The sequence below is a fragment of the Kamptonema sp. UHCC 0994 genome, from assembly GCF_029167235.1.
Lineage (GTDB): Bacteria > Cyanobacteriota > Cyanobacteriia > Cyanobacteriales > Microcoleaceae > Kamptonema.
The window spans coordinates 18,700-30,671 of sequence record NZ_JARFTR010000259.1; the positions used below are offsets into that span (position 1 = coordinate 18,700).

The window sequence follows — 11,972 nt, forward strand, 5'->3', positions numbered from 1 at the left end:
TTATTTTACTCCTTTAGAGCCGTTGCGTTTGGCTACTGTAATCAATTCTCCAGGTTTTCTAATGATGTCGGCGTTGGCGCAATCTGGGTAATAAGTTGTTAGCAGTTTACGCAGTTCATTATCATCACCTGCTATGTCCTCATCAACAGGATGTTGTTGTCCCTCAAAGGAAATTAGCACTTTCTTTTTTGAAGTCATTTTGTTCTCTCAAAAGTAGGTAAGTTATTCAAATTCCAAATAATGTCAGTTGCGTTCCAGTAGTTTTAGACTCTGTAGGCGTAATGGTGCTACTTGTTTCGCTTCTAGGTTTATTTGGGCTAGTGGTTCTTTTCTTTTGATTGCGAGCATTAGCAATCTGTCGCCGCACTTGGCGATTGGGAAAATCTGCTACAAGTTCCTTCAGCAGTTCTTTTAGAGGAGGCGGTAATTCTCCCAAGGATGACTCCCTTATCGTTTGGCTAACAGGAAAATCGCCGTGACTGCTTGCTGAAATAATTACAATCCGTCCCTCTGAATGACCATCATCTGGTTTAAATGTTAGGTGCAGTTCGACGGTACATTTATCGAAGATATAAGGTTCTTCTTGTTGTTCGGATTGTAAATTGCTGGATTCTTCGGTTTCATAGAGAGTATTTTCTTCATCTTCCTCTACCCATTTTTCATCATCAATTGGTTCTGAATCGTTTGTAGAGGTTGATGATTCAGTAGCGACTGGTTTTTTAACTTTAGCTGGCGAGAGTAGAGCTAGATAAGGTTTTTGAGCTTGCCAGCGACTTCGGTCAAATAGTAGCCCAATTTTTTGAAATCTCTCCTCTATGGTTTCTTCATCTTCAGATTGAATTGTATATTCAATTAGCTCCTCGCTCGTTACCGATAAACTGGCCGTAGCGACTGCATTTTTTGGTGTTAACCATTTCATTTGAGCGGTGTTATTTAATAGATTATCATGGCGTTTCTGGGCGATAGCCCTCTAACTGGTGTTAATTAAAATCATTTTTATTCAAATGTCCACTTAGTAGTAAGAGGGGTTCATCGGCGTAGGCTTCTATTTCCAAGTAATCGGTCATTGCTTCAGCGACAGCGGCTCGCATAGAACCAAGGGTTACGAATAATCTCCCATCTTTGATGGGAAAAGATATATCAAGGTGATTGTCTCCTTCCTGAATCAACATGATAAGTTTACCTCGATAAACTCGGTAAGTAATTCTATCAAATGTTGAAATGTCAAACGAGTGGTTATTGTGTCTTTTCATGGAAATAGTTATACTAGATTAATTCAAAAAAAGGTTAGCAGATAGCATATAATAGCTATCTGCGGTTAGTGAAATCTCCCCAATCTTTTGTCTGAAAACCCTCTGCTAGCCGACTCTTGCTTTCACCTTCTTATTAGAAGTATCAGTGTTTTTAGGAAGCGCTTTTTCTTTACGCCCAGTCTTCTGTGTGGTAGAATGAGTTTCCTGAGAGTTTAATGCACGATTAGAAATTACTTCAGTGGCAGCGGTCAGATTTGATGGCACGATTCCGTATTCAACTCTGAGTTTACGCTCAATTCGAGTGCCATCAACGGGAATGCCTTGTTTCCAGTCAGCTAGGATTTTGCGTTTGTTGGGTGTAACAACTAGCTTTTCTGTGCGGTACTCTGTTGGCAAATCACAAGGATTTATTAACACTTCGCAACTCGGCGGATTTTCCTTGAGTCGGATGTGACGCGAGCGCCCCACAATCTCTGTAGGAATTACTCCCATTGAGTGAAATTGTAGCAGGGTTTTATCTAGACTGTTGCGCCACCGTTCCAGTCGTTCAATTGCCTGGTTATGCAGTTCTACTAAGTGCTTTAAGCGTGCTTTGACTGCACAGATTTCAGCATCTAGTTGGTCTGCTAGTTCGGCTTGCGTGTCAGCAGCAATTTCCTGGTCTGTCTGAATTTCCCAAATTTCTTTGAGGATAGCCTCTTCTTCTTTGGGAGTTTCAGCAGTTTCCAATTGATTCCAGAGTTCTACTGCTTGTATCGAATATCTGGCTAACGAATCTTTGGCTAAATACATTAGTTACCACCTTCCACAACAATGAAAATATTCATCAAAAGTTTCAATTCTAGCGAGTATGGCTAGGGTTCCTGGCGTGAGTTCATCTGGTTCAATTTCTTCATCGCCTACTTCCTTACTCTGCATCTCTGGTATTAGTTCTAGGGAGTCAGGTTTGAAATCCACTACTCCAACTAAATGAGCATTAGTGTAGGAAATGAGGATATCAGCTTCACATTTTGGCAGGGACATATTTGTGTAAAACCTCGTCTCAAGTTTAGGGGTTTAAGAATGCCTGCCATTTCGGTTAGAATTCCTTAAAGTTTCAACCTTTTTCAAGGCAGGAACTCGCTGCTTGCGAGAGGGAATCTTTTCTTCAAATATGTCGGGTAATTCTTCTGAAAGGTCATCTTCATCGTCTTCAATATCGTCATTAGTGAAATTAGCATCGTTATCCTCATCCGCGTCATCCACTTCGCTTTCATCTGTCTGGACTTCTGGTTCTGGCGATGCAGCAGGTAAGGTAGTGGAGGTAGCGATGATGTCATAGCCTAGTTCTAGGATTAGCGACTTTACTACGCTTTCCATCTGTTGTTCCGATAACCCAGGAGTCGTTCTCTTGAGTTCCTGCTGTTTCATTAGCATCCACACTTCCAGAGTTTCTTCTGGTGTTGCAGTCTTCAATGCCAATTTGATTTTTCTAGTCAGTTTTTCCCGCGTGGATTTGAGACGGTCTGTGGCAATTTTTTGTGTATTATTGGGCGGATTTGTAGGCATAAGTAGTGGCGTACCAAATTATTATTTCCACCCCAATATCTGGGCGTTAGCCCATTTATCAGTCGATGACATCGGAAATTAGGTAGAGGTGTGTATAATTCCTTGGTCTGATGAGATACGACGCGCATATTTAGTAAGTTAAATAGTGAAAATATACATAATTTGAGCTTGTACATCGCCTACAAAAAGCATAACTATGAGCCAAATAAGAGGCTTTTATCCAGTTATTCTTATCCCTGATTCAATTCGTCAGTTCTGCGCGGATAACCCGATACCTATTTGGGAAGAAAGTGCTAGTCCTACAATAAAACCGCCTTTTCCGCCGCGACTGCCAGTTTTCACTAATTCCCGTTACACCCTGGTAATTATGCTTTGGATAGCCAGCGTTGTGGTAGTAATGTTGGTTAACTGGCTGTTTGGGATGAGTTCTATAGCTTTTTGGTCAGCGCTGGTGTGTGCGTCAGTTAGTGCAGTAGCGGCTTTTTCTTATCTGCGATTTGTGGATTTTCAAGTGCGCGATTGTTACAAGCAACGACTAGCTGAGTATCAACAACAGTTAGTTAAATATGAAAGTCATCAATTGCGTCGCTTGCAGTCAAAAGGCAAGGAATTTGAGAGATATAATTTTATGCTACAGAAGCGATCTAAGCGGTTTTTGAGATTGTTGAAAGAGATTGTTGAACAGCCCGCAGGTCAGGGTAAGGGAGGAGTACAGCAAGGGGTCAGTGAAAAGCAGTTTTTTGTTTACTTATGCCGTTATTTTTCTGGGTTTTATGACTTCTGTATGGGGGGTGAGTTTTCTATACCTGGTACATCTTTGCGTTACACTGCTGATTTTATTCTAGTTCACCAACCGACTGGTTTAGCGATAGATATCGAGATTGATGAACCTTATGAGGGGCGAACAGGAAAGCCTCATCATTGTGTGGATAGGGGGAAAGATAGTCAGCGCAATCAGTTTTTCTTAGAGAGAAATTGGGCGGTGATTCGGTTTTCTGAGTTGCAAGTTGTCAAATACCCGGACTCGTGTTGTAAAGTTATTGCTAGAGTCATTTTTCAAATCACAGGTGATTATAGAGGTTTAGTTCAATTACAAAATGTTAAAGACTTACTACCTCAGAAACAATGGAAAGTTAAGGAAGCTGTTTATATGGGTAAAACTAAATTTCGCAACTCTTACTTGACAAAATGTTCCTCAAACTGAATAAGGTTTGTAAGTTAGAGTCGCCCAAAAAACAGCATTGATAATTGTAGAGCTTCTTATTCGGGCTGGCTTCGGACTGTTTCTATTGCCTCATTGAGCCAATCCAGATAGGTCTGTTCTCGTCGCGTTACCAACTCCAGTACCAACCGCTGCATTTTATGCTCGCGAGATGCTTTGGAATCGTCCTTGGAAAGAAGAGCGATCGCCTTGCATTCAGCTAGTTTCTCATGCCGCGCTGCCAACTCTTGCTCTAGCAAATGAATAATCCCTTCATTGGGTAGCTGAGCAGCAAAGTAGAGTTGCACTACCAAGGGTTCTCGCAAAATGGGTAGAGGCTGATGAGTCCCAAGCCATTGATTTAATGCCGCTTCACCTGCTTCTGTAATCTGGTAAACCTTGCGATTAGGGCGATCGCGCTGAATTTCCACCGTACAGGTAATCCAACCTTGTGCCTCTAGTTTTTCCAACGTGCGATAAATCTGTGCCTGATCTGCTGGCCACATGTGGGCAATACAATCGTCAAAGCACTGAGTTTTAAGGTCGTAGCCAGTGCGCTCCTGTTGCTGAAGCAGACCGAGAATAACGTGGGCGAGAGACATAGACGGTTTACCGAATTAAGGAGTGATACAAGCCCTACTCGTGAGGTTTATATACTCCTATGCTAATATATGATTAATCATATATAAGACAACTCATATAAATCTGATTCCCAGGAGGCAATAGTATGACAGTACAAACTCAAACGCTCCGAACCATTGCCGGAATCATCAATAGCGTTGAAACCTTAGAAGGAGAAGGGTTCCTGGTACGCCGTCCCTTCCCTAAAAGCAGCTTCTCACAGTTTGACCCCTTTCTTCTCCTCGATGAATTAGGCCCGGTTAACCTGAAACCGGGTCAGGCAAAAGGTGCGCCCGATCATCCCCATCGGGGCTTTGAAACCGTTAGCTATCTATTGGACGGACGGTTTGAACACAAGGATTCTGAGGGACATAGGGGAGTATTAAATCCGGGCGACGTGCAGTGGATGACGGCCGGGGCGGGAGTGGTGCATTCAGAAATGCCGGAATCAGAGTTTACTCGCACTGGTGGACGGCTACATGGGATTCAACTCTGGGTTAACCTACCGCAACGGGACAAAATGATTGCGCCTCGCTATCAGGAAATAGAGGCGGCTCAAATCCCTGTGGTTCAAAGCTCAGATCGGTCTGTAACAGTACGAGTCATTGCCGGAGAAGCGTTAGGGGCAAAGGCGGTAATTGAAACCAACACGCCGATTATTTATCTGCACTTTACGCTGCAACCAGGCGCATCCGTTGTCCAAAGAGTACCGAAAGAATACAACGCCTTTGCCTATCTGCTGGATGGTTCTGGTTTGTTTGGCACCGAACAGGAGCGCGGTGACGATGGGCAAATGGTGATTTTTGCTCGGGATGGGGATGAGGTTGTAATTGCCAATCGTGCGGATGCTCAACAACCGCTCGATTTCCTACTAATTGCAGGTGTACCGTTGAATGAGCCTGTGGTGCGTTACGGCCCGTTTGTGATGAACACCGAAGCTGAAATTATACAAGCGATCGCAGATTACCAAAATGGAAGGATGGGACGGATTCATGTTTAATACACTTCAACACCGGATTAATCGACATCAACTTTTGAGCCAGTTACGAATCAAATTGCTGGACTTGCACAAAATATTGTTGAACGCTGAGCGTGTCACCTACGAGCAAGTGCGGGGAACTGTTTCCAGAGGGGAATTGCTACAACTGGCGATTAACGACGATCGATTTGCTTGGTTACATCAACTATCCCAATTGATTTTACAAATTGACGATTTGCTCCATGCCGATGAGCCTGTTACAAAAGAAGCGATCGCTACTCTCATTACTGAGGTTCGGACTTTGCTTATACCTGACGCATCGGGAAATGATTTTGCGATGAAGTATGATGCAGCCCTGCAACGCAATCCTGATGTAGTGTTAGCCCATGCTGATGTTGTCATGGTGCTAGCTAAATAGTGAACAATAAACTGATTCTGTTTGTCCAAGTTGAGTGCAATTTGGACAAACTGTTTCTTCAAATTCATTACATTAGGAGATGACTTTGATAACAAACACAATTACCTACAAGCTACTGCTGCATAATCAGCAATAACGACATCAGATCGAGTTAAGAGCGAAGTAAATATGACCCAGATGAATCCCGATTCGATTACCGGAACGATTTCGCTAACCGTGCAGCCTCAGACTAATGGACAGTATACGTGCCAGATGTCAACAGATTTGAGTGACTGCCCCACTGCGGACATCCGTTGCTACGGTCAAACAAAGGAACATACAATTGCGATCGCCTTAGAGCAGTTAGCCGAGCGTTATCGCCAGATTGCTGAGGAACGTCAGAATCGAGACTGGGATGCCGTAGAGCGAACTGAGGCAGGTTTGGCGATCGCTAAACATTATCATGTAATTTTGCACTATGAACGTATTGCTGAAGCCGAATCAAAGTTTGAGGCAATGCACGATACGATGATGGGAAATACGGTTGTTGAGAATGCGAAAATTACTATAGTCGAAATTGCTGCTGATTTGCCGATTGAGCCACTGACTTGATCGGTACAACTTAGCTTAATACAAAGGGGAAAATTGTCATTTCGTAATCTCTGAAAATTTTAGGTTGGAATTGGATGCACTTTGAAGTGCATCAACTATTATTAAAATCTATTAATTGAGAGAACAATTCCAACTCGTCAGCCCCAGTCTTTTGAGTTCTGCAACCATCAATGGATACGCTTTTAAATTCGGGTCACTCTTAACAATTGCTACTGCCATTTCACGAGCTAAATTCAGCAAATCCTCATCATCTAGTATATTCGCCAAAGCAAATTCTGAGATTCCCGACTGGCGATAGCCCATCACAACTCCTGGCCCTCGCAACCGCAAATCCATCTCCGAAATAAAGAACCCGTCAGTGGAGTTTTCCAACACCTCAAGACGTGCCTTGGCTTCTGCTGTTTTACTGGTATCTAGCAGCAAACAATAGGAACGGTGCGAACCCCGACCGACGCGACCTCTTAACTGGTGCAGTTGAGCTAAGCCAAAGCGATCGGCATGGTCAATTAAAATGACTGTAGCATTGGGAACATCCACGCCCACTTCAACCACAGTGGTGGAAACCAAGATTTGAGTTTTGTTGTCGCGGAAGGATTTGAGCGCTTCATCTTTCTCGGCTGATGTCATCCGACCGTGCAGCAATCCTACCCTAAATTCGGGGAAGATTTGCGTTGAGAGTCGCTCGTATTCTGCTACCGCTGCTCTCAAATCTAGCTTTTCCGATTCTTCCACCAGGGGAAGGATGATGTACGCCTGACGGCCTTGAAATACCTGATGGTGGATGAAATCGTAAGCTGGAGCGCCTTTATTAATCACTTTCGTGTGAATCTTCTGTCGCCCTGGCGGTAACTCGTCAATCTGGCTGACATCCAAATCCCCGTGCAAGGTTAGCGCTAAGGTACGCGGTATAGGAGTCGCGGTCATGGTCAGTACATGAGGTCTGTTTCCTTTATTCAGTAAATTCTGCCGCTGCTGCACCCCGAATCTATGCTGTTCGTCAATCACCACCAAACCGAGTTGATTGAAGTTGACTTTTTCTTGCAGTAGTGCGTGAGTTCCCACTAACAGGGAAAGTTCGCCCGTTTCCAGTTGAGCGTGGATTTCTCTGCGTTTGGCAGTTTTCGTAGAACCCGTCAGCAATTGAACAGAAACTCCAAGGGGTTCAAACCACGCTGCAATCTTTCTGTAATGCTGTTCGGCTAACACTTCTGTGGGAGCCATAAGTGCCGCTTGGTAGCTGGATTGGATGGCGGCGAGGATAGCAACAACTGCAACAATAGTTTTACCAGAACCGACATCCCCCTGTACCAATCGGTTCATCGGAGTTTTAGCAGTCATGTCGTTGAGAATATCGTTGATAACCCGACGTTGAGCTAAGGTAAGCGAGAAGGGGAGTTGAGAGTAAAACTGTTCTAGCAGTGAGCTACTAGGGGTTATGTTTGCGATCGCTGAACGTGCTAAAAGTTGATGGCGGCGCACGAGAAACGATAGCTGAAGATAGAAGAATTCATCAAATACCAGGCGACGGTGGGCAGCTTCTAGTTGAGGTTCGTCTGGGGGGTGGTGAATATTTGCGATCGCTACCTGTAATTCCATCAAACCACATTTTCGTCGGAGATGCTGCGGTAGGGGGTCAATTAGTAGCTCAAGAACTTCCAAAGCTGAAGATATTGCATCTTGAACTATTTCGTTGTTAACTCCTTTTGTTAACGGATAAATTGGGATGATTGAGTTTTTCGTATCCCTTACTTGGTCTAGGTCAATTAGTTGAATTTCAGGGGAAGTTAATATCATTCCATAATACCGGTCTGCCTTAACTACCCCCGATACAGTAACAATGCTTCCATTAACGTACATCAAATTTTGCTCGTTTCTCCACTGTTGAGATTGATAATAGGTATGATTGAAGAAACGCTTGCACGCTATGTTACCTGTTTTATCCTTGACGATAAGTGTTTGGATTGTTAGTCGAGGATTTTTAGGCGGACTGATAATTTCGTGTTTCTTAATTTTGCCCACAATTGTGACAGAATCTCCTATTTGTAAACCGGCTATTTTGACTCGCCGATACTTGATGTAGTCGCGGGGAAAGTAAAGCAGTAGGTCGAGAATGCTGGTAATGCCAAGTTTTTCAAGCAGTCGGCAATTATCTCTGCTTAACCCTGGCAGAGCATGAATTGGTAAATGCAGGTTCATGGGATTTAATAAGTTGAAAGTCCTCGTGTGGCTGCGTTAGCAGCGAGAAAGCAAAAACCAATACTTCTTTTGTTTCAAAAATTAAGAAAGCGCTTATTGAACCGAAAATTTACCTTCATTAATTCAATGAAGCCGAGATAATTTATCGCAAATCAGTTCTTATTCTCAGGAAATAACAGAAGAAACTAGCGCTTTTTATGTGTGAGGTGAAAAGTGTTATATAGTACGTCTAAATTATTTATTTGAATTGTAGTATGGGCATCTTGCACGAAGCGCGAGCAAGATGCTCACATGACCGTTGCATAACTCATTTAAACCTGCTATAATACCCGCAGTTATCACTTTTTTACATAGCGCCGACTGTGAGCATTAACATTAGAATTTAACTTGCTAATCCAAGCTCAAACCAGAATTGCGTTCGCGTAATGTTTTCTCTGGCACATCACCTGTTTCATCAAGTTCATCTGATTGGGTTTCCATTTCTTGAACCTGGGCTACCAGTATTTCATTCCATCCACCAATACCGGGATTTATTCGCTTAGCTTGAGGTAGTATTTCGATAATTTCTTGGGACAATTTCTCGCCAAATTCATCTCCTTTCAAACCGACTACTATAGCGGGAATGTCTATAAGAAATTTTGTTGGCAAGGAAGATATAGCATCGATACTTAAGTACAAAGTCGGTCTGCGATCAAAATCGGGGTCGAGAGCGATGGCAGACAGAATTTCCACTGGATTGCTGGCAATAACGGCTCTTTCAATATCGTTTTGAGTCGCTATCCAGAAAATACCTTGGTCGCTGTCTTTTCCAAGTGATATTCCTGCGTTACTACCAATGGAAAATGTTCCATTTGACTCCCAAGTGGAGGTTCCCATATAATCTCCCGTAAGCGTGCGGAGAGTAAACACAGCACAGGCACGGTCATCTATATCTATCCACCCTTTATCGTGTAACAGGTCTATCAATTCGGAGGGGAGGCAGGCATTTTCTACCAACCTTTCTCGCACAGATTGCCAGTGAAGAGTTAAGTCTGGTTCGTTTGTCTCTTGATTTAATGGTTCATCCAGGGATACATCTTCTGACTCAACATTTGAAGAATCAGTGGCACTCTCTTCAACATCGGAAATATTGGTGGTGTTTTCTTCTTCTATGGTGTAAATATCTGGGTTAATATTCCTGTTGGGAGGTAAATTATTGTTCCCGGTGCTATTGATGTCAGTATTGCCTGTGGTGTCACTATCTGTGTTTCCGTCCCCATCAGGCTTACACTTTCCTGTTTGTAAAATCTGGTTAGAGGTTCCAGTTGGAAATTGTGCAACAACTTCCGAATCTATGTCAGGAAAATAACTGACTCCTTTATATTTTTGAAGTCCTTTGAAGGTGTAAGCTTTGCCTAAATGAGTGCCGCTAAAAGCGATATTCTCTAATTTGTAGCTAATGCCTAATTTACCTGCGGGGGTGGGTTTTATTTTTACACTAATACCTTGTTCGCTGAGTCGGTCAATCAAAAGAGCAAGCGCGGGTCTGTCAGTGGTTGCTCGATCTAGTGCTGTTTGCAGTTGTTCCCGCGTGCTGATTTCCCCCGTTCTTGCTAACCGTCGGCGTTCGCCAGTTGTGGGAGAACGACGTTCTTTATCAAAACTGCGAGAAGCTGGTGTCAAGTCGTACTTTTCTTCCAATTCTTGAATCAATTTTTCGCTGCGTAGGTAATTCCAGCTATCGGATACGCAGGTTCCTTTTTCATCCAATTTGATGCGGCTGGCTGCAATATGAATGTGGTCGTGTTCGCGGTCGGTATGGCGGATGATGGCAAATAGGTTTTGATCTAGTCCCATTCCTTCTAGGTAATCAAGAGCGATCGCCCGCCATTTGGCATCGGGAATATACTCGCCACAAGGTACGCTTAAGGTGGCATGGTAAACTGGTTTTTCAACTCTAGGATTGAGTTGTTTGGAGAAGAGGAACTCCGCAGCTAATTCCTGGGCATTTTCTCCTATCATATTTCCTCCAATTAGTGAAGCTCCTTGTTTGGAAAAGAGGTAATTGAGCAATGGGGTAAAAGTTTTGCCGATTTTCTGCTTGCCAATCATTATTTACTAAATTTAAAAAATGTGTAGTAAAAGAACGATAATTTGTGGGTATTTTTATTAAAAAAATCCCTACAAGCTTTTAAATCTTTCTCAATATCGCTTAAATTAATTAGAACTTAGACGTTCATTTGCTGTTGCTGTAGTTGCTTGAGTAGTGCCAAAGTTTGCTCAAGAAGTTCCTCAAAGTTGGCTGGCTGTGGAATTTTTTCTCCCATCCATAATGCTTGTTCTGTAGCAATGGCAATCGGTTTAAGCCGGAGGTTAAGTTCGGCTAATTTTTGGCACAAAGCTGGTTGATATTGTTGTTTAAAAGTGTGGTATCGGAACAAACTGCTGACGCTTATCTGGAGATTTTTAGCCATTGTTTCAGCAAGTTGAAGTTCTTCTGTTGTCAGGCGTATCTCTATTCTTTTGATTCGTTTGGCTCTCGACATGGCTAGTTTGTTTGCTATTTGGTGTTGAGGTAGCGAATTTAGGACTTACGCACTGTAACGCCAGCACAAGGATTTCAGCTTCTTTACAAGCACCCAGAAGCGGGTAATTTGGCACGGGAGTGCATAAGTCTTAGAACTTTATCCTTCGACTACGATCGCTCTGTGCGCGTTAGCGTAGCCAGTGGTAGGCATATCGACTAGGTCGTGTCTGGGCGACTTACACGCACCTCTGACACAGCTTGCTATCAAAAGCTTCGTTTTAGCCTAAGCCGTGAGTCCGATTTTTACAGGTGTTCGGATTCAGACAACTGGCTGAGGGAGGGGAGGTTTTAGGAGGGTTAATAAGTAGTAAGTGCGTTTTAATCCCTCAATAGCTGTTGTTTTACAGCCTTCTTTTGAGGTAGCACGCTTGGCTTAGCGTGAAGGTTATTTCTGCACGGCCAAAGGTACAGGGCTATTTTTTTACCACTCTTGAAACTTCAATTAGGAAGACCTGTAATATGAGCGAAACTAGGCTCTTTCGGCATCCTGTGGTAAAATGTATCAGATACTACATTTTACTAGGTTGCGACCAATGGATCTTCACTTAGATATTTTATTAAATTTACCGAATGTAAGTGTTTTTACTTGTTATGATCGA

14 protein-coding genes are annotated in these 11,972 nt (G+C 43.1%); 4 read left to right on the plus strand and 10 right to left on the minus strand.

The genetic code is table 11. From position 1 onward, the window contains the following. The 6 genes from PY364_RS22855 to PY364_RS22880 form a co-directional block, all read right to left on the minus strand. Complete coding sequence (locus tag PY364_RS22855; RefSeq protein WP_275526590.1) at nucleotides 1-198, minus strand: hypothetical protein; 198 nt, start codon at nucleotides 196-198, stop codon at nucleotides 1-3. A 28-nt stretch (nucleotides 199-226) separates the two neighbouring features. Next, nucleotides 227-919 (minus strand): hypothetical protein, encoded by a 693-nt coding sequence (locus tag PY364_RS22860; protein ID WP_275526592.1) that lies wholly within the window; start codon nucleotides 917-919, stop codon nucleotides 227-229. A gap of 61 nt (nucleotides 920-980) precedes the next feature. Further along, nucleotides 981-1,253: a hypothetical protein gene (locus PY364_RS22865; protein ID WP_275526594.1), complete on the minus strand. Its 273-nt coding sequence runs from the start codon at nucleotides 1,251-1,253 to the stop codon at nucleotides 981-983. 105 nt (nucleotides 1,254-1,358) lie between these two features. Beyond that, entirely contained in the window at nucleotides 1,359-2,045 is a 687-nt protein-coding gene (locus tag PY364_RS22870; protein ID WP_275526596.1) for a siphovirus Gp157 family protein, read from the minus strand. Between the two features lie 3 nt (nucleotides 2,046-2,048). Then, on the minus strand, nucleotides 2,049-2,276 hold the full coding sequence (locus PY364_RS22875) for a hypothetical protein (RefSeq protein ID WP_275526598.1): 228 nt from the start codon (nucleotides 2,274-2,276) through the stop codon (nucleotides 2,049-2,051). Nucleotides 2,277-2,309: 33 nt separating this feature from the next. Further along, nucleotides 2,310-2,801, minus strand: coding sequence for a hypothetical protein (locus PY364_RS22880; protein ID WP_275526600.1), 492 nt, complete (start codon nucleotides 2,799-2,801; stop codon nucleotides 2,310-2,312). Between the two features lie 196 nt (nucleotides 2,802-2,997). On the opposite strand from PY364_RS22880, the gene PY364_RS22885 reads away from it, so the two are divergent. Next, a complete protein-coding gene (locus PY364_RS22885; protein ID WP_275526602.1) occupies nucleotides 2,998-4,005 on the plus strand; it encodes a hypothetical protein in 1,008 nt (335 codons plus the stop codon). A gap of 56 nt (nucleotides 4,006-4,061) precedes the next feature. Here PY364_RS22885 and PY364_RS22890 read toward each other — a convergent pair whose 3' ends face one another. Further along, entirely contained in the window at nucleotides 4,062-4,604 is a 543-nt protein-coding gene (locus tag PY364_RS22890) for a PadR family transcriptional regulator (protein WP_275526604.1), read from the minus strand. A gap of 125 nt (nucleotides 4,605-4,729) precedes the next feature. Here PY364_RS22890 and PY364_RS22895 point away from each other — a divergent pair, with 125 nt between their 5' ends. From PY364_RS22895 to PY364_RS22905, 3 genes are all read left to right on the plus strand, one after another. Beyond that, entirely contained in the window at nucleotides 4,730-5,623 is an 894-nt protein-coding gene (locus PY364_RS22895; protein ID WP_275526606.1) for a pirin family protein, read from the plus strand. After that, a complete protein-coding gene (locus tag PY364_RS22900) occupies nucleotides 5,616-6,020 on the plus strand; it encodes a hypothetical protein (protein WP_275526608.1) in 405 nt (134 codons plus the stop codon). The genes PY364_RS22895 and PY364_RS22900 overlap by 8 nt, the downstream gene beginning before the upstream one ends. 168 nt (nucleotides 6,021-6,188) lie before the next feature. Beyond that, nucleotides 6,189-6,611 carry a hypothetical protein gene (locus PY364_RS22905; protein WP_275526610.1) on the plus strand — a complete coding sequence of 141 codons (423 nt, stop codon included), beginning with the start codon at nucleotides 6,189-6,191 and terminating at the stop codon, nucleotides 6,609-6,611. A 111-nt stretch (nucleotides 6,612-6,722) separates the two neighbouring features. On the opposite strand, the gene recG is transcribed toward PY364_RS22905, so the two are convergent. The 3 genes from recG to PY364_RS22920 form a co-directional block, all read right to left on the minus strand. Beyond that, entirely contained in the window at nucleotides 6,723-8,807 is a 2,085-nt protein-coding gene (gene recG, locus PY364_RS22910) for an ATP-dependent DNA helicase RecG (protein ID WP_275526612.1), read from the minus strand. Between the two features lie 390 nt (nucleotides 8,808-9,197). Then, nucleotides 9,198-10,898 carry a relaxase/mobilization nuclease domain-containing protein gene (locus PY364_RS22915; RefSeq protein ID WP_275526614.1) on the minus strand — a complete coding sequence of 567 codons (1,701 nt, stop codon included), beginning with the start codon at nucleotides 10,896-10,898 and terminating at the stop codon, nucleotides 9,198-9,200. Nucleotides 10,899-11,014: 116 nt separating this feature from the next. Then, nucleotides 11,015-11,332, minus strand: coding sequence for a hypothetical protein (locus PY364_RS22920; RefSeq protein ID WP_275526616.1), 318 nt, complete (start codon nucleotides 11,330-11,332; stop codon nucleotides 11,015-11,017). Between the last annotated feature and the right edge of the window lie 640 nt (nucleotides 11,333-11,972).